Origin of the sequence: Kaistella montana, assembly GCF_024436175.1 — a bacterium.
GTDB classification, from domain to species: Bacteria; Bacteroidota; Bacteroidia; order Flavobacteriales; family Weeksellaceae; genus Kaistella; species Kaistella montana.
Map to the genome: position 1 here is coordinate 160,039 of NZ_JANFQP010000003.1, position 25,110 is coordinate 185,148.

Consider the following 25,110-nt stretch of genomic DNA (forward strand, 5'->3'; position numbering starts at 1 on the left):
TGAATTTAAGTCAATAAAAAAACGCCCTCATTGCTGAGAGCGTTTATTATTTAGAAAAATAATTTAATTATTTTTTCTTTTTAGCTGGAGCTTTTTTAGTAACTACATCTGATTTTTTGTAAGTAGCCCATTCAGTAGCATCTTCGATTGCTCTTACAACTACTTTTCTGTCTTGTTGTCTTTCTGCATCAGTTGCAGTTTCTGGAACTACAGCTTTAGCTTCACCAACACCGATAGATTTAAGTGAGTTAACATCTACACCTCTTGCATCTAAAGCAGAAACTACAGAAGCAGCTCTTTGTCTAGATAAATTAAGGTTATATGCTTCAGAACCTTTTTTATCAGTTTGACCTTCTAATAGATAGTTACCACCATCTGTTTTGATTAAAGTAGCAGCAGCATCTAATCTTGGTCCTGATTCAGACTTGATTGTAGCTTTGTTGAAATCGAAATAAATGTTTTTCAATTCTCCTTCTACTTCAGTAGCTGTTACAGATTTAGGTTTAGGACAACCGTTATATTGTGCAAGACCTGGAACTGTTGGACAAGCATCGTCTTTGTCTAACACTCCGTCCCCGTCAGTATCTGGCCAAGGACATCCGTTGTTTTCAGCTGGACCTGCTACTGTAGGACAAGCATCATCTTTATCTACAACACCGTCACCGTCAGTATCTGGCCAAGGGCATCCGTTGTTTTCAACTGGACCTGCTACATCTGGACATTGATCATCTTTATCTGGAACTCCGTCGCCATCAGTATCAGGACAACCTTGGAACTGAGCTAAACCTGGAGTATCTGGACATAAATCGTCTTTATCTAAAATACCATCTTTATCTCTATCTGTGTTTCCAAATCTGAACAATAAAGATGCAGAAGCTTGCCAAAAGTTAGCTACGCTAGATTTATCTCCTGGGGTAGATACATAATCACCTTGAATACCAAGACCAAAGTTTTTAGTTAACCAGAAGTTTGAACCCAATCCTGTTGCTAGAGCGAAGTGATTAGCTCCGATATTCTGTCCATCTCCGTCAACCGCATTTGTAGCACCTGAGTAATCATGTCTTAGATAGTTAGCTCCTACTCTTAAGTAAGGATCAAACCAAGACTCTTCATTCCATAGTCCATTAAATTTAAATTGAAGACCCAAACCTGTCATTAGGAAAAATTCTTTTCCCATTCCAATTCTTTTGTTGTCAACATTCCCTACGGAAGTTTGCCAATCAAGAACTAAATACTTGTTTAAGTTTCTTGCAACTGTTAATTTAGAAAGCGGTGGAGTGATTGTGAAATTGTTTATGTTATACAATTCACCTCCGTCACCACCACCAAAAGCTGTTGAAAAAACATTTCCAACGTTTCCTCCTGCTGCAGCATGATTTACTCCGTGAGCACCAACACCGATTAACCACGGGTTGCTGGTCGTCTGAGCGAAAACAGTAGAGGCAACAGTAAGTGCCAATGCTGAAATTCCTAATTTTAGATTTTTCATAGAATTAAATGATTAAATAATTGATAATGCAAAATAAATATAAATTTTCTTTATAAACAAAGATTTTAACTGTTTTTTTAACTTTTCTTTAATATTCGATCGAGATTTCTTTTGTTTTCTCTATCTTTTATAGTTTCCCGTTTATCAAAGAGTTTCTTACCTTTTCCAAGTGCGATAAGAATTTTGGCTTTTCCTTTATCAGTAATATATAATTTCAAAGGGATAATTGTATTTCCTACATCTTTTAGTTTTTTTTCGAACTTTTGCAATTCTCTTTTGTGCAACAACAATTTCCGTTCCCTTTTTGTCTTATGATTATAAAAAGTTCCCAATTTATATTCATCAATCATCATATTAATGATGTATAATTCTCCATCAATGAACTGGCAAAACGCTTCTGTGATGCTCGCCTTTGAAGACCTCAACGATTTGATCTCAGTCCCTGTAAGCACCATTCCTGCCTCGATTTCTTCAAGTATCTCGTACTCAAATCGGGCTCTTTTATTAAAAATATTGATTGATTTTTCTATCTTCATTGATCATCAAATTTGGGTTTCAAAAAAAAATATATTTTTTTTTAACATTAACAAAATTTTATCTTAATTTCTTTTTTTTTGATTTTAATAATTAAAACCAACGAAACTTATAAATGCTTAAAAAAAACCGTTTTCTTTTCGTAATTTTGCGCCAAATTTACAAAACTATATGTTAACAGTATCTAATTTATCATTACAATTCGGGAAAAGAGTGCTTTTCGATGAAGTAAATATCATGTTTACCAAAGGAAACTGCTACGGAATTATCGGTGCAAATGGTGCCGGAAAATCTACTTTCCTTAAAATATTAACCGGAAAACAAGATCCAACTACTGGTTCAGTATCTCTAGAACCCGGAAAGAGAATGTCAGTTTTGGAGCAGGATCACTTTGCTTACGATAATTTCACTGTACTCGAAACTGTGTTAAGAGGAAATAAAAAACTTTTCGAAATTAAAGCGGAGATGGATGCGCTTTACGCAAAAGAAGATTTCTCTGATGAAGATGGTATCAAAGCCGGAGAACTTGGCGTATTGTACGATGAAATGGGCGGTTGGAATTCAGAATCTGATGCCATGACGATGCTTTCTAACGTTGGAATCAAAGAAGATATGCATTATCAAATGATGAGCGAGCTAGAAAACCAAAACAAAGTAAAGGTTCTTTTGGCACAAGCTTTATTCGGAAATCCGGATGTATTGATTCTCGATGAGCCTACGAACGACCTTGACATCGACACCATTTCTTGGTTGGAAGATTTCTTGGCAGATTATGAAAACACGGTGATCGTTGTATCTCACGACCGTCACTTCCTCGATACCGTTTGTACCCACATAGGCGATTTAGATTATGCTAAATTGAATCTTTACACCGGAAACTACTCTTTCTGGTACCAAGCTTCGCAACTTGCAACGAGACAACGTCAACAAGCCAACAAAAAAGCTGAGGAAAAGAAAAAAGAACTTCAGGATTTCATCGCAAGATTCTCTTCCAACGTAGCGAAAGCAAAACAGGCTACAGCACGTAAGAAAATGATCGACAAATTGAACATCGACGACATTAAACCTTCATCTAGAAGATATCCGGCAATTATTTTTGATACAGAACGTGAAGCAGGTGATCAAATTTTAGAAATAAAAGATTTAGAAAAAACTAAAGACGGAGAACTTCTATTTTCAAATATCGATTTGAATTTAAAGAAAAGCGACAAAGTAGCGATCATTTCCAAAAACAGTTTAGCAATCACCGAATTTTTCGAAATTTTAGGCGGAAATGCACAACCGGACAAAGGAAGCTTCAACTGGGGAATCACTACCAACCAGTCTTATATGCCGCTCGACAACACCAATTTCTTCCAAGAAGACATCAATTTGGTTGATTGGTTGCGTCAATTCACCAAAAACGATGAGGAACGTCACGAAGAATATATGAGAGGTTTCCTGGGTAAAATGCTTTTCTCGGGCGACGAAGCTTTGAAATCTTGTAAAGTACTTTCAGGAGGAGAAAAAATGCGTTGTATGTTCTCTCGAATGATGTTACAAAGAGCCAATGTTTTGCTTTTAGATGAACCAACCAACCACCTCGATTTGGAGAGCATCACGACCTTGAACAACTCTTTAACCAATTTCAAAGGCACTATTCTACTCTCTTCTCATGACCACGAAATGTTGCAAACTGTTTGTAACAGAATCGTTGAACTCACTCCAAAAGGAATCATCGATAGAGAAATGACTTACGATGAATATTTGGCCGATAAAAAAGTGAAAGAACTACAAGAACAGATGTATTCTTAACAACAAATAATTTATTTAAAAGCCGTTCAATTCATTTTGAACGGTTTTTTTTGTTTGAATACGAACTTAGAAACCACCGAATTCCCAACATTTTTTTTTGTATTTTTGTAACATGATGAGTCAAAAATGGATTTATAAGCCCGAACCCGACGCCGACACTGTCGATGGAATAAGTTCCTCGCTTGGTTTTGGAACTTTTGAATCTAAAATCCTTGTTCTTCGTGGCATTGATAATTACCAGAAAGCAAGAGAATTTTTCAAACCAAACCTCAACGATATCCACAATCCTTTTCTGATGAAAGATATGCAAATTGCGGTAGATAGAATCGCAACTGCCATCGAAAATGGAGAAAAAATATTGGTTTATGGCGATTATGATGTCGATGGAACCACCGCGGTTGCTCTCATGTACCTTTATTTAAGCAAAATTGTAGAGAAAAAATACCTCGATTTCTATATTCCAGATCGAAATTCCGAAGGCTACGGCATCTCTAACGAAGGAATCGATTTTGCTAAAGAAAACAATTTCTCACTAATTATCGCACTTGATTGCGGCATAAAAGCCATCGATAAGATTGAATATGCCAAAAATCTCGGCGTAGATTTCATTATTTGCGATCACCATTTACCTGGAGACAAAATTCCAGAAGCTGTCGCTGTTTTAGACCCGAAAAGAAAAGATTGCCGATATCCTTTCAAAGAACTTTCGGGTTGTGGCGTTGGTTTTAAATTATGTCAAGGACTCAATACGATTTATAAAATTCCGGAAGCTGAATTGTTTGAACTCACCGATTTATTAGCAATTTCTATTGCAGCCGATATTGTTTCTATGACCGGCGAAAACAGGGTTTTAGCAAAACAAGGTTTAAAAATTTTAAGAAAATCACGGAATTTAGGTTTAAGAATGCTAATTCCGGAAGATAAATTGGCGACTTTTGAAATCTCCAACATCGTTTTCGAAATCGCTCCGAAAATCAATGCGGCCGGTAGAATTTCTCATGGAAAAGCAGCTGTTGAATTGATGGTTTCCGACAATCTAAAACAAGCCCATCAAATCGTTAACGACATCATCACGCTCAACGATTCCAGAAGAGAGATGGATATGAGTAGCACTACGGAAGCGCTTTTGCAAATCGAAGAAACCGGTCAACTCGAAAATTACACTACGGTAGTTTATGGCTCCAATTGGAACAAAGGCGTAATCGGAATTGTAGCTTCGCGATTGATTGAAACTTATTATAAACCCACTTTGGTTTTCACTGATGGAAACAATGGTGAATTGGTTGCGTCCGCGCGTTCCGTCGCAGATTTTGATGTGCATGATGCATTGGAAAATTGCTCTGAATTTTTCACTAAATTCGGCGGACATCCAGCTGCTGCGGGACTTTCCATGGAAAAAGATAAATTTGATTTGTTCCGTGAAAAATTTGAAAAAGTAGTTGCCGAAAAAATTCAGGAGCACCAAAAAGAACCAAGTATCACCATCGATTCTGAAGTGGAAGTAGATGATTTGAACAAAGATTTTTTCAATTTCCATCGTAAACTTGCACCTTTCGGGCCTCATAATATGAAACCTGTTTTGGTTTTAAAGAACCAAAAAGTCTCCGGATATGTAAAAACGATGGGAAAAGATGCAGGTCACATCAAATTTTACATCAAACAAGATTCTACGGGAAGAAACATCGAATGTGTCGGATTTAAATTAGGCAAACACGCCGATCAATTCCGAGAAAAAACTTTCGATATCGCCTTTACTGCTGAAGAAAATCATTGGAAAGGAAACGTAACCTATTTCTTGAATATTCGGGATGTGAAGTTTCATTAAAAAAAATTAGAGCATTTTGTGCCTTTCAAATTCTTTAGTTCTATCGAAAAGAAAGCGATAAGTTGCCAATTTTCGGGTCACTTCAGTTTCCAGATTCTCTGCTATTTTCATCATTTTCGGGTTGAAATCTCCGATCCATTGCATTTCATAATCTTCAAAAGAAGTCGTTTTGCGAAAATGTTTGGTGCCTTCCCAAATCATGAATCCATCGATGCCTTTACGCTGCCATTCGGGAACAATCCCAAAAACCAAACCTACCATTTTCTTATTGGTTTTAAATTTTTTTATGAAAAGAAACTTTAGTTTTTGCCATAAACTAAATTTTCCATTCAAATATTTAAACCATTGGTTCAGATCGGGAATATTCATCCACATTGCAATTGGTTTTTCGTTTTCATAGACAAACCACGAAATATGCTCGTTAATCACAGGTTTTAAAGTAGCAAAAAGTTTAAGCGTTTGCATATTCGAAAGTTGCTTTCCTTCGCCGTGACTCGCCCAAGCCTTGTTGTAAACTTCCGTGAAATCATCTGCAAATTTCTTCAGATTTTTCACCTTCATTCTTTTGGCGGTAATATTTTTATTCTGCGAAATTCTCGCATGCATTTGCATGAAATTTTCCGCTACCGGATCGTGAATTTTCCTACCAAAACATAATTGATTGAAATAAATCTGGAAACCATAATTCTCGAAAAGCGTTTTGTAATAAGGCGGATTATAATTCATTCCATAAAGTGGCTCGCTAAATCCATCAATTAAAAGTCCCCAGAATTTGTCGCGTTCCCCGAAATTGATCGGTCCGTCCATCGCTTCCATTCCTTTTTGCTGAAGTTCATTTTTAGCAAAATCGAAAATAAAATCGGCGGTTTTTTGATCATTAATGCAATCAAAAAATCCTATGCCGCCGGTAGGTTGCTGTTGTTTGTATTGTCTGCTGATAAAAACTGCAATTTTCCCGACAGTTTCGCCTTTGGAATTTATAAAAAGGTACCGTTCACATTCTCCTGAACGGAAAAATTTATTCTTTTTCTCATCGAAAACCTGCTCGATATCTTGATCAAGTGGCCGAATGTAGTTCGGATCATTCATCAGGAGTTTTCCGGGAAAATTTAAAAATTCTTGAATGTGATTATGGGAAACGACTTTAATTGCCTTCATATCTCAAAAATAAGATTTTTTCCAATGAGTTATAAATTGCTTTTATTTTTTTTCGTTAATTTTATAGAAACTTCTTCCTCTTGAAAAAAACACTTGTCATTTTTGCTCATCCTTATTTCGAGTACTCTACAGCTAATGTAGAGCTGATAAAAGCGTATGAAAAAACGGATAACATTTATTTCAAGGATTTATACGAAGAATATCCCGATTTTCATATCGCCACATTCCGCGAAAGAAAACGAATTAGGGATTTTGAACGGTTGATTTTTCATTTTCCATTAATTTGGTTCGGGCTTCCCCCGCTTTTGAAACTTTGGATCGATGAAGTTTTCGACATGAAATGGATAACAGAAGACGAGCATCCATTATTGAATAAAGACGCCATAATCGTTGTTACAGCAGGTGGAAAAGAGGAAAATTACACCGAAAATAGCCTTTATGAAACTACTATTTCTAATTTATTGAAAACACTTACGCTTTCATTAAAAGTAAATAATATCGAGGTAAAAGAGATTATTGCGATCCATAATGCCGATGAATTAGAAGAAAAAGAACTCGGGAAACTTCGGGAATTCATTCACAAAAAAATACAAATCCCATGACAGAAAACACGCTTGCAATGAACACCCTGATTTTTTTGGGAGCTGCAATCATCATGGTTCCGCTGGTTCGTAAGCTGGGACTGAGTTCTGTGATAGGATTTATCTTAGGCGGAATCATCATCGGTCCATTCGGGCTGAAACTGACCGGTAAAGACTCCGATGACATTATGCATGCAACAGAGTTCGGAGTGATCATGTTGTTATTCTTAGTCGGTTTGGAAATAGAACCTCGGAAATTCTGGAAAATTCGAAAAAAGATTTTCGGAATGGGCTTAAGCCAAATGCTACTTACCATCTTCATCCTTTTTGTGATATTTTATTTCTCAGGTTGGCGTTTAGATCAAGCTTTGGTTGCTGGAATTTGTTTTGCACTGTCTTCCACCGCCATTGTACTGCAAACACTGAAAGAGAAAAATATATTCCGAACCGATGCCGGAGAATCATCGTTTTCGATTCTTCTTTTCCAAGATATTTCAGTCATTCCGATTCTCGCTTTGCTTCCAGTACTTGCTAAAAGACAGGAAGACAATGAACATCAACTTCTTTTACAATATCTTCCGGATTGGTTGCAACCGTTTTCAATTATTTTAGGGGTTTTGCTGCTCATTTTTTTGGGTAAATTTATCTTTGTCCCGTTCCTTCGATATGTTTCCCGATCCGGGATGAATGAATTACTCACAGCTTCTTCGCTTTTTTTAGTCATCGGGGTTTCAGAATTGATGTCTTCAGTGGGTTTGAGCCCCGCATTGGGAGCATTTATTGCGGGTGTGATGTTGGCAAACAGCGAATTCCGGCTAGAGCTCGAAAGCCAAATCGACCCTTTCAAAGGTTTATTATTGGCTGTATTCTTTGTAAGTGTTGGTGCTACCATTAACTTTTTTGTGATCATGCACGATCCAATGTTTATTTTCACTACGACTGTGGTTGTATTGATCGTAAAATTTTTGGTTCTTTTAGGTGTTGGGAAATTTTTCGGGTTAAAACTAGGACAAAATTTTCTTGTTGCATTTGCATTATCACAAATTGGGGAATTTGCATTTGTACTCATTAATTATTCCACCAAATTATATTTACTCGATCCTAAACTGAATGCACAACTCATGGCGATTACTGCTATTACCATGTGCATCACTCCTATTCTATTGCTCATTAATGAGAAATTTTTGGAACCTAAATTTATCATTAAAGACAATATTCCAACATCTACAAAACCTATTAAAGAGAGAAAAATAATTATCGTAGGATTTGGTCATTTTGGAAGCACTGTAGGAAGGCTTTTGCGTGTAAATGGCGTACAAGCAACCATTCTCGATAATGATCCACAACGTGTGAATCTCCTGAAATCGAATCGATTCAAAGTGTATTTTGGGGATGCTACAAAACCTGGAATTCTCCGTTCTGCGGGTGTAGAAACAGCAGATTTACTTATTCTTTGCCTTGATAATCCTGCAAAAAACAAACTTATCCTAGAATATACCAGAAAAAACTTTCCTCATCTGAAAATTTTTGTCCGTGCAAAAAACCGACTTGATGCCTACGATTTTTATAATAATGGTGTGGACAACATCTATCGGGAAACTCTGGGAACAGCTGTAGATATGGCTGTAGATATCTTGAAAGCCAAAGGAATGCGAGCCTACGCAGCTCGAAGACTCGGTAAAAGATTTATGATAATTGATAAATCAATGGTTCGGAAACTCGCAAAAGAGCAACTAAAAGACAAAATCACCTTTACTATGAATGAATCTTTGGAACGTGAAGCCGAGTTACTTGCCGAAGACAGCCAGTCTTTTGACCAATCGCAATGGATTGATAACGAAGAAGTTTAATTAATAATTAGGACAATCCTGAACTTTTATGTTCGTAAGATTAAGCGTTTTACCATTCAAAGAAATTTTAACATCAGAGAAATCACCATAAACACAATCGCCTGTTGTGTCTTTAAAATCGCCGTTGGTTACTTCAATTTCTACATTATTTCCGTATAATGAATAGTTGTTTTCATTAAAATCAAATCGGTCTAAAGAATAATCCTCTTCATCAATTCTAATAATTCCTTTGTTTGAATTTTGGTCAAAATAGAAAAGTGTTTTTCCGTCTTGGGTGAAAATTGCTCTTCCTTTTTCCGCCGAAATATCTTGTGGAATAACATTAAAAACACCAGAATATTCAGGATTCTCGATATTCACTGCAGAAGAACTGTCCGCAACTATGCTTGCTGAATCCGGTTTTGAAAGCTGAGCAATTGGTTCAACATCTTTTTTACAAGAAACCAATGCTGCGAAAACAATTAAAGGCAAAATATTCTTCATACTATTTTATTTAAAACGGCAACAAGAATCGTTCCTTCGCTTAGTTATTAAGCAAACTAATGATCGCAAGTCGATAACCATTCAGCCCAAAACCACTCAACACTGCATCGGTGTGAGTTGCAGTCACCGATTTCTGTCGAAACTCCTCTCTTTTGTAAATATTACTGATATGAACTTCTATTTTTGGCTTCGATGAATTCTTAAGACAATCGGAAATTGCATAAGAATAATGCGTATAAGCTCCAGGATTAATAACTAAAGCATCAAAATCGTCTTGCTGAATCCGATTGATAATTTCACCTTCGATATTAGACTGGAAGTAATCTATTTGTTGTTGATCAAAATCAGATATTAAAGTATTGAGATAATTTTCCATCGAAATATTTCCGTAGATCTCCGGTTCGCGTGTTCCGAGAAGATTAAGATTGGGACCGTTTATAATAAGTATTTTCATAGGTAATAAAACTCTTCAAATATAAACATAAAAAAACTTCCGAAGAATAATTTTCGGAAGTTTAGTAGCCCGTAGGGGAGTCGAACCCCTCTTACCAGGATGAAAACCTGAGGTCCTAACCGATAGACGAACGGGCCGTGCGTCTTTTTATAAGGTTACGCTAATTTATTAACGTGCTTAGTCAACTTGCTTTTTAAGTTCGCCGCCTTGTTTTTGTGGATGATGTTTTTCTTCACCAATTTATCCAACAAAGAGATCACTTTTGGCAACTGTTCTGCAGCAGCTTTTTTGTCTTCTTCATTTCTCAATACTTTCAAAGCTGTTCTAGCAGTCTTGTGATAGTATCTGTTTCTTAATCTTTTCTTTTCGCTTTGTCTGATTCTTTTCAGAGCTGATTTATGATTTGCCATATCTTCTAAAACTTGGGTGCAAAGATATAAATCTTTTTTTAATTACAAAATTATTTTTTTATTTTTTTTCAAAACTTTCATTTCTTGTAGCCTATAGGGGAATCGAACCCCTGTTGCAAGAATGAAAATCTTGAGTCCTTACCACTAGACGAATAGGCCTTTGTTTTGAGGACTGCAAAAATAGGAACTAATTTTTAAACACGCAATAGCTTTTTAAAATTATTTTAAATTTTTCTGAATTACGGTGTTTTTAATGCCCTTATCTTCTAATGTTTTTTGCACTTTCACAGCTTCTTCTAAACTTGAAAATCTTCCGTAAGTATAGTAGAACTTACCATTTTCTTTCGTACGCACTACATCCTTCAATGTATTTAGCATATAAGAATTAGCACTAAGCTTCTGTTCACTTACGGCAATTTCTATCGTATAATAGCCAATTCCCAGTTTTTGGTTCGGGATAAAGGAGATAGAGGTTGCATTCCGGAAACCAGCATCTTTAGCTGATTTTAAATTATTATCGCGTACAGATGCCATATTGGTAGTTCCATAATAGTATTTATACATTCCGTTTTCCTTTAAGGTAAGGATATAATTTAAACCTTTAAGTGCGGGATCGTTGTTATTATACTTGCTTGGCGACGACATCAGCAAAATTCTGAAATCATTTTTAAGTGGTTTCTCCTCAGGTTTTGCAGCTTCAGGTTTTGCAGTTGCTCCATCATTTCGTCCGATTGCTTTTTTATAACTCATTATAGCATCGTAAATACTGTCTGCTATTTCATTTTGACCTTTTTCCGAACCTAAATACATCGCATCATCATAATTACTGATAAAACCGGTTTCGATAAGTACCGATGGCATTGCATTTAATCGAAGAACGTGCAAATTCTGTTGTTTTACACCTCGGGAATAACGTTTATCTTTTTTCTCAAAGTTACCTTCCACAAAACTCCCAAAAAGCAAACTGCTTTCGAGATACTTACTTTGTTGAATTTTCAATGCAATTAATGATTCAGGAGATTTGGGATCGTAGCTGGCGAACATTTGTCGGTCTTTTTCATCCAAATAAATCACATCATTTTCAGCTTTCGCCACTTCGAGATTGGTTTTATTTTGATCCGGACCTTGAACAAATGTTTCGGTTCCGTAAGGTGAAGTTTTGGTGTTTGCATTCACGTGAACGGAAATAAACAAATCCGCTTTACTTCGGTTCGCTAGTGTGGTTCGATCGGTTAATGATGGATACTCATCAATTTTTCTGGTATAAATAATTTTGAAATCTTTATCTTTCTCCAGCATTCTACCCAATTTTAGCACAACAGCAAGGGTAATATCTTTTTCTCGCAAAGTACCATATTCACTATAATAGCGATTAGCTCCATGATCTGATCCGCCGTGGCCCGCATCCAGAACAATGGTAAACTTTTTTTGTGCTCCGCTGAGACTGAATAAAAGGACAAAAAAGAATAAAAAATATTTTTTGAAAGAAAAACTATTACTAATCATCTTGAAATTTTAAAAATTATGCTAATTTTGACCACAAATTACAGAAATTATCGCTTTGGCCAAAACGAGCTCCAAAAATATATTACATATTCTAATTATCCTAATTTTTAACAGTTTTTTAGCACATTATGATGCTCAAAATTTGTCTGAAAATAAGATAGTTAACGATACAATACGCAAATCCGATACCGTTATCCTAAAAAAGGAACAGCTTGAGGCTGTGGTAGAAACAAAGGCCGACAACATCAGAAACGATATCCCAAAAAAGATGACTTACCTCAATAATAAAGCGCAGGTAAAATATCAGGATATGCAAATTGATGCCGATTACATTTCCATCGATTGGGACAAGTCGCTCATTTTTGCGAGAGGAGAATTGGATTCTTTAGGCAAAATAAAAACTCCGGCAATGGCCACACAAGCCGGCAAAACCTACGAATACGACGAGTTCACCTATAATATCAAAACCCGTCAAGCAATTGCTTTCAACGCGAGAACTGAAGAAAGTGAAGGTGTGATTGTTGCTGAAAGAACCAAGAAATATAACGACTCTGTCTTCTTCATGAGAAGAGGGAAATATACTACCGATGAGTATTTCATTAAGAAAAAAGATACCATTGCTGATTATTATCTACTCGCTCCGAACATTAAATTAATAAAAGGAAAAGAAAAATCTCAGGTGATCACAGGTCCTATTCAAATGTATATTGAGCAGGTTCCTACTCCACTGATTATGCCGTTTGCGATTTTACCGTTTTCGGATAAAAGAAGTGCGGGGATTCTGATCCCAAGTTTTGGAGAGCGTGAAGACGTCGGTTTTTTCTTGAACGGATTAGGTTATTATCAACCGATTGGGGAACATTTTGACTTAAAAGTTCTTGCCGATCTCTACACAAAAGGAAGTTGGAATCTTCGTCCGGAAGTGAATTACAAAAAAAATTATCGCTACACTGGGAATTTCTCAGCAGATATAGGAACCACTGTTCGTGGGATTAAAGGACTTTCAGATTACTCGAAATCTTCAACTTACCGAATTGCGTGGAGACATCAACAGGATTCCAAAGCCAATCCTTTCCTTACTTTTTCGGCTTCGGTAGATTTGGTGAGCAATAAATTTTATAATAACACGGTAAACAACAACTACGCCTTCAATCAAAACAATTTGAATGCGCAGCAAAACTCTTCGATAAGTATCGTAAAACGTTTTCTCACTTTACCCATCACCATTACCGGAACGTCTTCTTATTCCCAAAATTTCTCCACGGGATTGGCAGATTTGAAACTTCCTGTTTTGAATGTTGCCATCAATCAGTTCTATCTGTTTAAACCAAAAACCGGAGTTAGACAAGGTCTTTTAGAAAACATCGCAGTAAATACTGGATTAAACTTCAATAATTACGTGCAAACCAACGAAGGAGAACTCTTTACAAAGGTGATGTGGGACAAAATGCAAACGGGACTAAAAAACAACATCAGTCTCGGTACCAATACCACGATTGCAAAGTATTTCACGTTCTCGCTTTCCGCCAATATAGATAATGCATTAACCACGAAAACATTAACCAGAACTTATAATCCGCTTACCAATAAAGTGGATGATGTTTTGAATAAAAAAATTGCCGGATATTCTTCATTTTCAACAAGTGCAAGTTTGCAAACAGTTCTTTACGGAATGTTGAATTTCAAAAAAACATCAGGAATACAGGCAATTCGACACATGATGACGCCTCAAATCGGTTTCAGTTACTCACCAGATTTTTCTGCTGCGAATTTTGGCTACTATAAAAGCTACTACAACGATCGCGGCGAAATGACTTCCTACTCCATTTTCGATAAGGGAATTGTAGGATCACCAAATTCTGGGCTTGTACAGGCGATGACATTTTCAATTAATAACAATCTGGAAATGAAAGTGAAATCGAAAAAAGACTCCACAGGAATCAAAAAAATTAAAATCTTTGAAAGTTTAAACTTTAATACCAGTTATAATTTTGCTGCACCAATTTATAAATGGTCGATGTTTACCTTCAGCGGACAAACTACATTATTTGATAAAATAAATTTAAATACCGGATTAACGCTGGAACCATATCAGATTGTTTTTGCACCGGGTGAAAATTCCGGAATCCGAACGGATAATTTCGGACATTTCAGTGTACAAGGATTTAATGCGCAGTTTTCTTACCCACTCAGCAGCGAAATTTTCGAGAAAAAAAATAAAGAAGACACATCTAAAAAATACAAGAAAAAAGGTGAAATCCGTAACGAAAATTATTATTTTGATGATGATAATTACTCTCGCTTCGACCAACCTTGGACTTTAAATATTAATGCGCAATACAGTTATACAAAAAGTTTAACGCGTTTCGGAAACAAAATGGCATCGGTTGGTTTAGACGGAAGCATCAAACTTACTCCGTTCTGGAATATTACCGGAAACTTGTATTATGACGTTATTTCCAAAGAAATAGCCAATACACAGATCGGTTTCTCTCGAGATCAAAGAAGCTTTACGATCAACTTTAACTGGATTCCTTATGGACAGTACAAAGTTTACGATTTCTTCATCGGAATTAAAGCCAACATTTTGAGAGACGCGCTAAAATATAAAGACAGAAGTTTCACACAACCGAACGCACCTTTCTAAAACATTTTAAAGAATTAAACATTAGTTTTACATTTGCCTAAATAATGTCGCTATGAAAAAAATAATATCTACTACCAATGCTCCCGCAGCTATCGGACCTTATTCACAAGCAAATTTTGCCAACGGAATCTTATACATTTCCGGGCAAATCCCTGTAAATCCCGAAACAGGCAAGCTGGTTGAAGGTATTGAAAAAGAAACTCATCAGGTGATGAAAAATCTAGAAGCGGTTCTCACCGAAGCTGGAATGACTTTTAAAAATGTTGTAAAGGCGACAATTTTCCTTAAAAATATGGACGATTTTGCAGCGATGAATGATATTTACGCATCTTATTTGGATGCAGACAGCTATCCGGCAAGAGAAACCGTACAAGTTTCTTGTTTGCCTAAAAATGTTGATATCGAAATTTCCATGATTGCACATCAATTTTAAATGAATTTTCTTCGAAACACTTTTGCGGTTATTATTGGGCTTGCTGTAGCTGCACTTATTATAACTTTGGGAATAAGGCTCAATTCCTCTTGGATTACTTATGAGGATTTCACACCTTTTAAGCGCTGGGAAACCTTGCTGAAATCCGTGGAACATAAACCTTATTTCTTTGTCGCATTGCTGATTTCTTCGGGAATTGCGGCTACAGTTGGAGGTGTTGTTACTGCGATTGTTGTGAAATATGCAAAAGTAGCTTATGCAATTTTGATTGGTTTTATTCTGCTCTTTATTGCGATGCTTGATATTATTATTTTCCCTTATCATCCTACATTTTATAAAATTCTTATTTTTCTTACGTTTTTCCCGTTTTCATGGATCGGAGGAAAAATAATCGAAGTGATTTACGAACGAAAAAAGAAAAGGACAAAAAAAATATAACACAAAAAAAACGCAACTCATTAAGTTGCGTTTTTTGTTTTTATCTCAATTTTATTTAAGGCATTTTGAAACCTCTTGTGGTGATTCTTCCGTACTCATCAACATATTTCACTTGTACATTTCCTGAATAACCATTTAAAATTTTCTCAACATCTTTCTGAGAATTTACAGGTTTTCCGTTAACTTCGATGACGATGTAATTATCAACCACTCCAATTTTAGCCATTTCGCTGCCTTCTATAACATTCTTAGCAACAACGCCACTGTTCAATCCGTAATCTGTTTTGAAACGCTCGCTTAACGGTTCAAACTCGGATCCGATTTTTTCGGTAACACTCAAATCGGCTTTGCTACGGAAAGAAGTTCCTCCTTTTTGGTCTTTAAGAGTCACATTTACGGTATTTAATTTTCCATTTCGCAAATAGGTTACAGCAACTTTATCACCTGGTCTTTTACTTCCCACAGCAAATGATAAATCATAATAGCTGGAAATTACTGTGTTATCAACCTTCGTAATAATATCTCCATTTCTCAAACCTGCATCTTCTGCACCTCCATTTTCTGAAACTTCCATCAGATAAACTCCATCGCCAGATTTGATATTGGTTTTCTTTTGCTGGTTATATGCGGCAACTTGTCTCTGATCCGACAAATCTAAAGGAACTACTCCTAAAAATCCACGTTGTACCAAACCAAATTGTTTGATGTCTTCCACCACTTTTCTGGCAAGATTTGAAGGAACCGCAAAACCATAACCTTCATAATAACCAGTTTTCGATGAAATCGCTGAGTTGATCCCGATTAATTCACCATTAGGATTTACCAAAGCTCCTCCGGAATTCCCAGGATTAATCGCCGCATCGGTTTGGATGAAACTTTCAATCGGTGTTCTGGATTGCTGACTTAGCAAATCAATACTTCTTCCCTTCGCAGAAACAATTCCCGCGGTTACGGTAGAATTCAATCCCATTGGATTTCCAACTGCCAAAACCCATTGTCCAACTTCTACATTATCAGAATTGCCAAAATTTAAATAAGGAAGTCCTTTTTCTTCGATTTTCAAAAGTGCGATGTCGGTTGTTGGGTCAGTTCCAATAAGATTCGCAACATATGATTTTTTGTTAGAAAGTACCACTTCAAGTTTACTCGCACCTGCCACTACGTGGTTGTTTGAAATAATATAGCCATCCGGAGAAATAATCACACCAGATCCCATTCCTGTAGGCATATCTTTGGGCTGTTGTTGTTGCTGTTGTTTTTGGCTATTCCCAAACGGATTACCAAAGAAAAGATCGAACATATCCTGCTCGCTTCTGGCAGAAGTTCTGTTGGAATAATTTTTTATACTTACAACTGCCGGAACAGTCATTTTCGAGGCTTTCACAAAATCATCTCCCACACCTGCCATATTGAATGAAGCATATTTGGCATCATTATTCTTCGGTGCGAAATATGAAAATTCTGAATCGGAATTATTATCATTAAAATAATGAATCGCTCCAAAGGTTGTAGCCCCGGAAACCACGCCTACAAAAGCGTAAGGAATAAGTTTTTTTAAGGTATTCTTCATGTCCATAATCTATTAACTAAATTTATTTTTAGTACTTCAAATTTAATGCTAAATGAGTATTATTTAAAAATACTTCGTTTCAACTTTAACTAAAAATTAACAAGAATTATAAAATTTTAATGATATCGTCCTATTTAAGGAGAAAATTAAGCAAATTTATACCTATCAATTGATAAAAATCTTTAAACGATTTATTGTCATAAAACTGGTAAAAACGGCTGTTAAAGCGATACCAAACTCAAATTACTGAAAAATTTCTTCACCTCATTTGCTTTGTTTAAATTTGTTACCATCACTATTTTTTATGAAACTTAATATTACCAACGAAACCTCTAAACTAAAATCAGTTGTACTCGGCTTGCCCAATTCTATGGGTCCCCCCCATTCTTTAGAAGACAGTTTTGATGCAAAATCCTATCATTCCTTGCAAAATGGAATTTATCCTCAGGAAAAAGACATCATCCACGAGATGACCGCCTTTGAAAAAATCCTAAGAAAACACGATGTAGAAGTTTACCGACCACATCTTATCGAAGATTACAACCAAGTTTTTGCCCGCGATGTTGCTTTCGTGATTGATGATAAAATGATTATTTCAAACATTATTCAAGATCGATATGACGAGCAAGATGCTTACCGAAAAATTTTTGCCAGAGTGGGCTGGAAAAAAATCATCAATTTGCCAGACAGCGCTCATATCGAAGGTGGCGATGTGATTGTATGGAATGATTTCCTCTTCATCGGAACTTGTTTTTCCGAAGATTACCGCAATTTCAAAACCGCACGAACCAACGAATATGCGATTGAAATTCTGAAAGAATATTTTCCCAAGAAAAGAATTATCGACCTGGAACTGAAGAAAAACGACACCAATCCTTTCGAAGGGATTTTACATCTGGATTGTACTTTTAATCCGGTTGGGGAAGACAAATGCATCATTTACAAAGACGGATTTGTGGACGAAAGCGATTACCGACTTCTGATCGATATTTTCGGGGAAGAAAATTGTTTCCATGTAACACAGCAAGAAATGTTTGAGATGAATCCCAATATTTTCTCGATTTCGCCGGAAATTGTGGTTTCTGACGAACGTTTTTCACGGCTTAACAATCATCTTCGTAATGAATGGGGAATGACGGTTGAAGTAATTCCTTATCATGAAATTTCAAAAATGGGAGGATTATTGAGATGTTCCACATTGCCATTGGTAAGAGAATAACCATCTTTTTTGATTTATTTAATTATTCAAAATTTAAAAATGCAAACAACAAACACCGTTCTCATGATTGAGCCAGTTGCATTCGGATACAATGCCCAAACTGCGGAAAACAACTATTTCCAAGTGGAGCAAAAAGGCGCCGATACGCAAACTAAAGCACTCGTTGAGTTTAATAATTTTGTAGAAAAACTTCGAAATAAAGGCATCAATGTGATCACCGTGAAAGATACTTTGGAGCCACACACACCAGATTCCATTTTCCCGAACAACTGGGTGAGCTTCCACAAAGATGGAAAAGTGGTTTTATATCCGATGTTCGCACCAAACCGACGAGCGGAACGTCGAATGGATATTTTGGAAATCATTAAAAATAATGGTTTTGAAATTACGGAAATCGATGATTTTACCGCTTCTGAAAATGAAAATAAATTTTTGGAAGGAACAGGTAGTATGATTTTCGATCACGATAATAAAATTGCTTACGGTTCGGTTTCGCTTCGTTTGGACGAGGAACTTTTCAAAAAATTCTGCACCAAATATGGTTTTGAACCTATAGTTTTTCATTCCTATCAAAATGCAGGCGATCAAAGATTACCGATTTATCACACCAACGTGATGATGTGCGTTGCGGATCAGTTTGTTGTAATTTGCCTAGATTGCATCGATGATGAGTTGGAACGCGAAAAAGTGCAGGAAGTCATCAAATCTAGCGGAAAAGAAGTCATCGAAATTTCTGAAGATCAACTGCAACAATTTGCCGGAAATATGCTTCAGGTGCAGAATTCCGAAGGAAAGAAATTCTTAGTAATGAGTCAAACGGCTTATCAATCTTTGAAAGCGGAACAGATAAAATCTATCGAAAAATATTGCGAAATCATTTATTCAGACCTTAATACCATCGAAGTAAACGGTGGCGGAAGCGCAAGATGCATGTTGGCGGAAGTTTTTTTGCCGAAGTCTTCTTCCTAAATGCTTCTAAAATAATAAATGAATTTGCATAAATTCAGATTAAATTAAAACAAAAAATCACCGAAAATTATCGGTGATTTTTAGTTAAATGAAAAAAATAAATTATTTGAAAATTATCCGCCGGTTCTTTTTCGGATTTCGTCGTTTGCATTTTGAGATTTTCTGATTTTTTGCAATTTTTGGTTTCCGAAATTATAGGTTATTGTGAAATTCACCTGTGTGTTGTATTGGTTTTGCTTCACAATGTTGTAATATCCATTGTCTTGTCGGCTGTCTATATCTACTTTATTCTGTCCTAAAATATCGCTGGCTTCTACGAGAAACGTCCAGTCATTCCAGATTTTTTTCAAGGAAAGATCTAAACTTTGTAAAGAACCCAATTTCCCAAACTCGATTTCTTGTGACGTTAAATAAAAATAATTAACTCCGAGATACCAATCTTTTTTGGAAGAAAGCCGAATATCATTATTGAATTGCAATGAACCAAAAGTCGTTTTTTTATCCAAAACAAACGCTGGGAAAACATCTCCGGTAATCGGATCAGTGTCAACAATTCCATTGAAAATATTATGATTCAAGGTTGCGGTATAATTGGCATTCCAAATTCCTTTGAAAAACATTTTTTGCATTCCAACGGTAAGACCAAACTCCTGTTTGTCCCCATAATTGGTTCGGATATATCGCAATTCCGTAACGCCATCAATTTTTCTTTGTAAAGGAATCTGTTCAGTAACATCGGTAATATAACTATGATTCAGCACCACGAAATAGGAATTTTTCAACATATAGTTCAACTCTTGGTTGTAGTAAGTTGAAGCTTTCATGAAAGGATTATTCTGAACATAATTATTTTCTGTAAGATACATTCTACTCGGATTCAATTGCCAGAAAGAAGGTCTTCTTACACGGCTGGAAAAGGCATAAGAAAGATTATTGTCTTTATTAATGATATAATTTGCTGAAAGATATGGCAAGAAACTATTGTAATTTCGATCAAAATCTTGCTCTTTTCCAAGCACTTCGCCGTTGCTTTTCGTCATTTCAAGACGGGAACCTATTTTCCCAGAAAATTTTTCGCCAAAACTTTTTTCTAAGGTCACATAAAAACCTGTGATATTTTCATTATACACAAAATGGTTAGATTGTTCCGCATCGATTCCGGTTGGTGGAATGATGCTTTCCAAAGTAACATCATTATCCGTTTTCGTCTTATTAAAACTTCCTCCGAAGGAAAGTGTGGTTTCTTTCTTCAATTTCTGAATATAATCCGCCATAAAACCATAATTATTAATGATTTGTGGTATTTTCTGCTGAAATTTTCGGGAAATAATTTGAGAATCTACATTGGTCGTCACGTTGACGTTTTCCTGATTTCTTTGATAAGTGAGATAAGCAGAATTTAGTACTAATTTACTGCCCAGATCATCGGTTTTCCATTCATAATTTAAGTTGAAAGAATGATTTTTCGTGCGTGAATCTTCAACATTATTGGTGGTAGTTCTATTAATTGTATTTTCTGTAAGATTTTTTCCTTCATTGTATAATTCTGAAACAGAATCTAAACTCCAATTAAACCGATTATTATAAGAAAAACCTAAATTTTGCTTGGCTGAAATTTCATAATCTAAGTTAAGATAACCGCCAAGATTCAGATTAGGATCGGTAATCGTTCCTTCAGAAGTTTGCGCAAAGGTGTTATCTCCGTTTCCTAATTGATAATATTGTCTTTGAGTCCAGCTTCCAAAATTCAAATTTCCGCTTCCGCCCAATTTTCCTTTTCTAAAATTCACAGAAATTCCTGAAGAAGGATTGTTGTAATATCCTTGATTATTTTCCATTTTTAAAGTTCCGTTCACGCCATCATTCATTTTCTTCTTCATGATGATGTTGATGATTCCATCGTTACTTTCCACCTGAAATTCGCTGGAAGGAACGGTGATCACTTCAATTTTCGAAATATCTTCAGACGGTGTAGATTTCAACATAGCAATAATCGCTTCCGCATCCATATTGCTTTTTTTTCCGTTGATGAAAATTGTTGCGCTATTTTTTCCTAAAATTTTCAAGGTTTTGTCGTCGGTCGAAGAAACCATTGGCGTGTCTTTCAAAAGATCAAACGAGTTGGTACCTTTTGCAATTGGCGAATTGGCAACATCAAAAATCAATCGATCCGATTTTTTTTGAAACACTTTTTTGGTCATCACAACTTCCTTGATATTCTCGGTTTTTACGGAATCTTTTTTCGGGGCTTTCTGTGCAAAAGCGACTATTCCGGATAGGAACGACAGGGTGATTAATAGTTTTTTCATGGGTTTTAGTTTTTTTAAAAAGAAAAAGAAGGAAGTTTTGGATATTAGTTTTTTTGATGAATGAATGTTTCGGTTATTAGTTTGCTTCCTTCTTTTCTTCGGTTATTAGTTTTCTTTAGTAGTATAACATTACAAAGATATATCATTTATTTAGTATTATGCAATACAAAGTAGTAAATAAGCAAAATTCATTTTATTAACTACTTGATTATCAATGACAATAATTTCAAGTATTATTTATTACTCATTTAATTAGACAACTAAATTGTATTATTCGTTACATTCAAACATAAAAAAAGAGCAAAATAATTGCTCTTAAAAAACTTTTTAAATGTTAAATGAAATTATTCCCGATTAAATTGAGCCAATTTTTTATCAACCCAAATCGTCGCAAACGGAAAAAATGCGGAAACCAATGCAAATACACTGTCTTCATCGTCCCACTGATAAATTTTCCTCATTGGTAAAATCATTAAAAGGTAGATTGTGAAAAATAATCCGTGGAGATTTCCGATAATAATGATATAAATCGTTGGTAAAAGTCCTTCCCGATCGTAGCGAATCCAGATCATCGCGGTGAATAGAAAAAACCAAGAAACAGCTTCTGCCAAACATATTTGCTTAAACCATTTAACGAGTTTTTCTTCCGAATAACGTGAGAAATATTTTTCAATAATATTCATTCCTAATTGTTTCTATTTTTATTTATAAAAATTACTTCCATCAATATAATTGAAAACTTCCGGCGGCAACATTGGTCTTACATTTTTTCCTTTTTGAATCATATTTCTTATTTCAGTTGCTGAAAGTTCTATGATCGGCGCATTAATCATGGAAATATTTTCATGTTTTAAATATTCGTGCACTTGTTTTTCACCTTCAAAAAGTCTTGGATACACAATGATTTGATGATTTTCAATCAATTTATCCGAATTTTTCCATTTTGAAAGACTTTTCAAATTGTCTTCGCCCATGATCAATGCAAACGAATAATTTGGATATTTTTCATGAAGATAAGTCAGTGTATCAATCGTATAACTGGGTTTTGGCAAGGAAAATTCAACATTTGAAGCCCGCATTTTAGGATAATTTTTCACTGCAAGTTGCACCATATCCAATCGATTGTGGTCATTGAGCAATGTTTTCTTGTCTTTAAAAGGATTTTGCGGACTCACTACAAACCACAGTTCTTCCATATCCGAGTTTTCCAAGATATAATTTGCTAAAATTAAATGACCGATATGAATGGGATTAAAACTCCCAAAAAACAAACCTACTTTCTTCATAAATTGTGTGGAAAAATGAGAAATTTTCTAATGGATAAAGGTAAAGAAATAATTTCTTAAGCCAAAGAAAACTAATATTCATCGTACTGATTTCAAGTTTAAATGTTGAAAAAAAATGTCTTTATATATAATAATCTTCCGTAAATTGAGTTCCAAATGTGAAACGTTTCAATTGCAAAAAATTTCCTTCATAATTTTCCTGTTCTGCTGTGTTTTTCTCAAAGCGCAACAACATGAATTTTGGCTGATTGATATACAAACAGAGAAAAGAACTCTAGTAAAAGATTCAATTGAAGCTACAAAATTTCTGGATTCGCTTTCTCAAAATTATTATTATTTAACCGAACTCAAAAACGTTAAAAAAGAAGGAAACAAAACGGAAATATATTTCAATAAAGGAAAAAATTTCAATGAAGCTTTGGTGAAAATAGACGACGAAATTGCTAAAAACACCAAACTTGAAAAACATTTTTTCACCAAAAATCTCGATTCTTTAAAAAAAATCATCAACGAAAATTATCGAAATCAAGGTTTCACTTTCAATCGGGTAAAATCGAAATTCCTGAGAATGGAAAATGAAATTCCGGAAGTCGAAATCACCGTAAACAAAGGAAACCCAAGAATCATCGACGGTTTCATTGTAAAAGGATATGAAAAAGTACCGAAAAGATTCATTAAAAATATTGAGAAAGAATTTCAAGAGAAAAAATATGATGATCAAAATCTGTTGAAGATTAATCAATCATTGCAAAACCATCCTTTTGTAATATTGGAAAAACCGCCGCAAACACTTTTCACAAAAGATTCCACACAAGTTTTCTTGTTTTTGCAAAAGAAAAAATCAAATACTTTTGATGGAATTATTGGTTTCGGGAACGACAATTCGGAAAAATTTACATTTAACGGAAGTTTAAATGTGAATTTTAAAAATATGTTTAATGGTTTTGAAACGGTGAATATCTTTTGGCAAAGAAACCCGGATAAAGGACAGACTTTTGACCTGAAAACAGATATTCCTTATCTTTTTAAATCCAATATCGGTACCAACATCAACGTAAATATTTATCGACAAGATTCGACTTTTGCCAATGTGAAATTCCTTCCGAGTTTGTATCTTCATCTAAGCAACCGTCAAAAATTAGGGCTTCGTGGAACTTTCGTAACATCAGTGGTGATGGATTCTTTATATGTTCAGGCAAAAGATTTCAGTAAAAAGGGAATTGGAGTTTGGTATGATTTCACAGAACCTTCGGAGGTGGAATTGTTTCTTTATAAAACAAGAATTCGTGCTGAAGCAGATTATTTTTTTACTAATTATTCTAAAGAAAACAGCAACAAAAGCCAAAATAATTTGTATTTTTTGGGAGAAAGAAATTTCTATATTTCGGGGAATAATTATCTTAATTTAAAAGCAGAAACAGCATTAATTAATTCGAAAAACGATTTAGTAAACAACGAATTGCTGCGATTTGGCGGTTGGAATTCCTTTAGAGGATTTAATGAGAATTCACTTTTGGCAGATTTTTATTATTACGGAAGTGCGGAATACCGATATTTGGTCGGAAACCAAGCATTCTTTGATATTTTTGCTCAATATGGGCAGCTCAATAATAAGAATTTATCGTTAAAGCCAAAGCTCTATAGCTTCGGAATTGGCTTCAATTTCTTTCTTCCTATCGGCTTAATGACTTTTCAAATCTCTAATGGTAATGAATTTGGAAACCCAGTGAAATTCAGCGATACCAAGATTCATTGGGGAATATTGAGTAGATTTTAATGGATGTCTAAATTGAATTACTTCAAAAACCAAATACAAGTGGTTCAAATTCAGCAAATCTCTTCACTCATAAAGAGAAATAAAATACTATAACAACTAACCATATTTTCAAATAAACTTTCCATTTTTCATTGTATTAAAAACAGAAAAAAACTTTCCTCAATAAATTGAGGAAAGTTTTTTGTTAAAAAAGGATTGGTCAATAATCTTTCTTTAAGTAAGTAAGTAAGTAAGTAAGTAAGGAGTATAGTATATAACAAAAAAAGCTCATCAACATGGTTGATGAGCTTTTAAAAAAAACTGGCGGCGACCTACTCTCCCGCTTTCGCAGTACCATCGGCGCTAGAGGGCTTAACTTCTGTGTTCGGAATGGGAACA

Annotated in this window: 21 protein-coding genes, 2 tRNA genes and 1 rRNA gene; 10 read left to right on the top strand and 14 right to left on the bottom strand. The window is 35.2% G+C overall.

The window, feature by feature from the left end; all coding sequences use genetic code 11:
- Positions 1-67 precede the first annotated feature (67 nt).
- Together NOV28_RS10650 and smpB are read right to left on the bottom strand one after the other, a co-directional pair.
- Positions 68-1,489 (bottom strand): OmpA family protein, encoded by a 1,422-nt coding sequence (locus NOV28_RS10650; RefSeq protein WP_255930841.1) that lies wholly within the window; start codon positions 1,487-1,489, stop codon positions 68-70.
- Positions 1,490-1,566: 77 nt separating this feature from the next.
- Positions 1,567-2,025 carry an SsrA-binding protein SmpB gene (gene smpB / locus NOV28_RS10655; RefSeq protein WP_255930852.1) on the bottom strand — a complete coding sequence of 153 codons (459 nt, stop codon included), beginning with the start codon at positions 2,023-2,025 and terminating at the stop codon, positions 1,567-1,569.
- A 169-nt stretch (positions 2,026-2,194) separates the two neighbouring features.
- Between smpB and NOV28_RS10660 the strand changes: the two genes are divergently transcribed.
- A complete protein-coding gene (locus NOV28_RS10660) occupies positions 2,195-3,817 on the top strand; it encodes an ABC-F family ATP-binding cassette domain-containing protein (protein WP_255930864.1) in 1,623 nt (540 codons plus the stop codon).
- A gap of 115 nt (positions 3,818-3,932) precedes the next feature.
- On the top strand, positions 3,933-5,642 hold the full coding sequence (gene recJ / locus NOV28_RS10665; RefSeq protein ID WP_255930909.1) for a single-stranded-DNA-specific exonuclease RecJ: 1,710 nt from the start codon (positions 3,933-3,935) through the stop codon (positions 5,640-5,642).
- A gap of 6 nt (positions 5,643-5,648) precedes the next feature.
- On the opposite strand, the gene NOV28_RS10670 is transcribed toward recJ, so the two are convergent.
- Positions 5,649-6,800, bottom strand: coding sequence for a hypothetical protein (locus tag NOV28_RS10670; RefSeq protein WP_255930866.1), 1,152 nt, complete (start codon positions 6,798-6,800; stop codon positions 5,649-5,651).
- A gap of 80 nt (positions 6,801-6,880) precedes the next feature.
- Between NOV28_RS10670 and NOV28_RS10675 the strand changes: the two genes are divergently transcribed.
- Together NOV28_RS10675 and NOV28_RS10680 are read left to right on the top strand one after the other, a co-directional pair.
- Positions 6,881-7,402, top strand: coding sequence for an NAD(P)H-dependent oxidoreductase (locus tag NOV28_RS10675; protein ID WP_255930868.1), 522 nt, complete (start codon positions 6,881-6,883; stop codon positions 7,400-7,402).
- Positions 7,399-9,231, top strand: a complete 1,833-nt coding sequence (locus NOV28_RS10680) for a monovalent cation:proton antiporter-2 (CPA2) family protein (RefSeq protein ID WP_255930870.1) — start codon at positions 7,399-7,401, stop codon at positions 9,229-9,231. Before NOV28_RS10675 ends, NOV28_RS10680 begins: the two co-directional genes overlap by 4 nt.
- Here the strand turns inward: NOV28_RS10680 and NOV28_RS10685 are convergent, their stop codons facing one another.
- The 6 genes from NOV28_RS10685 to NOV28_RS10710 all read right to left on the bottom strand — a co-directional run bounded on the left by NOV28_RS10685 (position 9,232) and on the right by NOV28_RS10710 (position 12,084).
- The gene (locus NOV28_RS10685) at positions 9,232-9,714 is read right to left on the bottom strand and encodes a hypothetical protein (RefSeq protein ID WP_255930872.1); all 483 of its coding nucleotides are present in this window, start codon (positions 9,712-9,714) and stop codon (positions 9,232-9,234) included.
- Between the two features lie 40 nt (positions 9,715-9,754).
- Entirely contained in the window at positions 9,755-10,168 is a 414-nt protein-coding gene (locus NOV28_RS10690; RefSeq protein ID WP_255930874.1) for a type II 3-dehydroquinate dehydratase, read from the bottom strand.
- Positions 10,169-10,233: 65 nt separating this feature from the next.
- Positions 10,234-10,305 (bottom strand) — tRNA-Glu (locus NOV28_RS10695).
- An 18-nt stretch (positions 10,306-10,323) separates the two neighbouring features.
- Positions 10,324-10,578, bottom strand: coding sequence for a 30S ribosomal protein S20 (gene rpsT / locus NOV28_RS10700; protein ID WP_255930876.1), 255 nt, complete (start codon positions 10,576-10,578; stop codon positions 10,324-10,326).
- Between the two features lie 87 nt (positions 10,579-10,665).
- Positions 10,666-10,737 (bottom strand) — tRNA-Glu (locus tag NOV28_RS10705).
- Between the two features lie 60 nt (positions 10,738-10,797).
- The gene (locus NOV28_RS10710; RefSeq protein WP_255930878.1) at positions 10,798-12,084 is read right to left on the bottom strand and encodes an N-acetylmuramoyl-L-alanine amidase family protein; all 1,287 of its coding nucleotides are present in this window, start codon (positions 12,082-12,084) and stop codon (positions 10,798-10,800) included.
- 55 nt (positions 12,085-12,139) lie between these two features.
- On the opposite strand from NOV28_RS10710, the gene NOV28_RS10715 reads away from it, so the two are divergent.
- Genes NOV28_RS10715 through NOV28_RS10725 form a run of 3 tightly spaced genes read left to right on the top strand, consistent with a single transcriptional unit; the run spans position 12,140 to position 15,602 of the window.
- Positions 12,140-14,731: a putative LPS assembly protein LptD gene (locus NOV28_RS10715; protein ID WP_255930880.1), complete on the top strand. Its 2,592-nt coding sequence runs from the start codon at positions 12,140-12,142 to the stop codon at positions 14,729-14,731.
- Between the two features lie 52 nt (positions 14,732-14,783).
- On the top strand, positions 14,784-15,164 hold the full coding sequence (locus tag NOV28_RS10720; RefSeq protein ID WP_255930882.1) for a RidA family protein: 381 nt from the start codon (positions 14,784-14,786) through the stop codon (positions 15,162-15,164).
- A complete protein-coding gene (locus NOV28_RS10725; RefSeq protein WP_255930884.1) occupies positions 15,165-15,602 on the top strand; it encodes a hypothetical protein in 438 nt (145 codons plus the stop codon).
- Between the two features lie 55 nt (positions 15,603-15,657).
- On the opposite strand, the gene NOV28_RS10730 is transcribed toward NOV28_RS10725, so the two are convergent.
- Positions 15,658-17,172, bottom strand: coding sequence for a trypsin-like peptidase domain-containing protein (locus NOV28_RS10730; RefSeq protein WP_255930886.1), 1,515 nt, complete (start codon positions 17,170-17,172; stop codon positions 15,658-15,660).
- A gap of 304 nt (positions 17,173-17,476) precedes the next feature.
- Between NOV28_RS10730 and NOV28_RS10735 the strand changes: the two genes are divergently transcribed.
- On the top strand, positions 17,477-18,391 hold the full coding sequence (locus NOV28_RS10735; protein ID WP_255930887.1) for a dimethylarginine dimethylaminohydrolase family protein: 915 nt from the start codon (positions 17,477-17,479) through the stop codon (positions 18,389-18,391).
- A gap of 39 nt (positions 18,392-18,430) precedes the next feature.
- On the top strand, positions 18,431-19,360 hold the full coding sequence (ctlX, locus tag NOV28_RS10740; protein WP_255930889.1) for a citrulline utilization hydrolase CtlX: 930 nt from the start codon (positions 18,431-18,433) through the stop codon (positions 19,358-19,360).
- A gap of 113 nt (positions 19,361-19,473) precedes the next feature.
- Here the strand turns inward: ctlX and NOV28_RS10745 are convergent, their stop codons facing one another.
- The 3 genes from NOV28_RS10745 to nadD all read right to left on the bottom strand — a co-directional run bounded on the left by NOV28_RS10745 (position 19,474) and on the right by nadD (position 22,955).
- Entirely contained in the window at positions 19,474-21,669 is a 2,196-nt protein-coding gene (locus NOV28_RS10745) for a TonB-dependent receptor domain-containing protein (protein ID WP_255930891.1), read from the bottom strand.
- 344 nt (positions 21,670-22,013) lie between these two features.
- Positions 22,014-22,352, bottom strand: a complete 339-nt coding sequence (locus tag NOV28_RS10750) for a DUF3817 domain-containing protein (RefSeq protein ID WP_255930893.1) — start codon at positions 22,350-22,352, stop codon at positions 22,014-22,016.
- Between the two features lie 18 nt (positions 22,353-22,370).
- The gene (nadD, locus tag NOV28_RS10755) at positions 22,371-22,955 is read right to left on the bottom strand and encodes a nicotinate (nicotinamide) nucleotide adenylyltransferase (protein WP_255930895.1); all 585 of its coding nucleotides are present in this window, start codon (positions 22,953-22,955) and stop codon (positions 22,371-22,373) included.
- A 172-nt stretch (positions 22,956-23,127) separates the two neighbouring features.
- On the opposite strand from nadD, the gene NOV28_RS10760 reads away from it, so the two are divergent.
- Positions 23,128-24,732: a BamA/TamA family outer membrane protein gene (locus tag NOV28_RS10760; RefSeq protein ID WP_369413226.1), complete on the top strand. Its 1,605-nt coding sequence runs from the start codon at positions 23,128-23,130 to the stop codon at positions 24,730-24,732.
- A 298-nt stretch (positions 24,733-25,030) separates the two neighbouring features.
- Here the strand turns inward: NOV28_RS10760 and rrf are convergent.
- Positions 25,031-25,110 (bottom strand): 5S ribosomal RNA (gene rrf / locus NOV28_RS10765); the annotation flags it as partial.

What these genes read in the sequence shown, in the direction of transcription:
- ctlX (WP_255930889.1), top strand. Translation starts at nt 18,431, where the DNA reads ATGCAAACAACAAACACCGTTCTCATGATTGAGCCAGTTGCATTCGGA.
- rpsT (WP_255930876.1), bottom strand. Translation starts at nt 10,578, where the DNA reads ATGGCAAATCATAAATCAGCTCTGAAAAGAATCAGACAAAGCGAAAAG.
- NOV28_RS10750 (WP_255930893.1), bottom strand. Translation starts at nt 22,352, where the DNA reads ATGAATATTATTGAAAAATATTTCTCACGTTATTCGGAAGAAAAACTC.
- recJ (WP_255930909.1), top strand. Translation starts at nt 3,933, where the DNA reads ATGAGTCAAAAATGGATTTATAAGCCCGAACCCGACGCCGACACTGTC.
- NOV28_RS10710 (WP_255930878.1), bottom strand. Translation starts at nt 12,084, where the DNA reads ATGATTAGTAATAGTTTTTCTTTCAAAAAATATTTTTTATTCTTTTTT.
- smpB (WP_255930852.1), bottom strand. Translation starts at nt 2,025, where the DNA reads ATGAAGATAGAAAAATCAATCAATATTTTTAATAAAAGAGCCCGATTT.
- NOV28_RS10680 (WP_255930870.1), top strand. Translation starts at nt 7,399, where the DNA reads ATGACAGAAAACACGCTTGCAATGAACACCCTGATTTTTTTGGGAGCT.
- NOV28_RS10690 (WP_255930874.1), bottom strand. Translation starts at nt 10,168, where the DNA reads ATGAAAATACTTATTATAAACGGTCCCAATCTTAATCTTCTCGGAACA.
- NOV28_RS10650 (WP_255930841.1), bottom strand. Translation starts at nt 1,489, where the DNA reads ATGAAAAATCTAAAATTAGGAATTTCAGCATTGGCACTTACTGTTGCC.
- NOV28_RS10660 (WP_255930864.1), top strand. Translation starts at nt 2,195, where the DNA reads ATGTTAACAGTATCTAATTTATCATTACAATTCGGGAAAAGAGTGCTT.
- NOV28_RS10735 (WP_255930887.1), top strand. Translation starts at nt 17,477, where the DNA reads ATGAAACTTAATATTACCAACGAAACCTCTAAACTAAAATCAGTTGTA.
- NOV28_RS10730 (WP_255930886.1), bottom strand. Translation starts at nt 17,172, where the DNA reads ATGAAGAATACCTTAAAAAAACTTATTCCTTACGCTTTTGTAGGCGTG.
- NOV28_RS10685 (WP_255930872.1), bottom strand. Translation starts at nt 9,714, where the DNA reads ATGAAGAATATTTTGCCTTTAATTGTTTTCGCAGCATTGGTTTCTTGT.
- NOV28_RS10720 (WP_255930882.1), top strand. Translation starts at nt 14,784, where the DNA reads ATGAAAAAAATAATATCTACTACCAATGCTCCCGCAGCTATCGGACCT.
- NOV28_RS10745 (WP_255930891.1), bottom strand. Translation starts at nt 21,669, where the DNA reads ATGAAAAAACTATTAATCACCCTGTCGTTCCTATCCGGAATAGTCGCT.
- NOV28_RS10670 (WP_255930866.1), bottom strand. Translation starts at nt 6,800, where the DNA reads ATGAAGGCAATTAAAGTCGTTTCCCATAATCACATTCAAGAATTTTTA.
- NOV28_RS10725 (WP_255930884.1), top strand. Translation starts at nt 15,165, where the DNA reads ATGAATTTTCTTCGAAACACTTTTGCGGTTATTATTGGGCTTGCTGTA.
- nadD (WP_255930895.1), bottom strand. Translation starts at nt 22,955, where the DNA reads ATGAAGAAAGTAGGTTTGTTTTTTGGGAGTTTTAATCCCATTCATATC.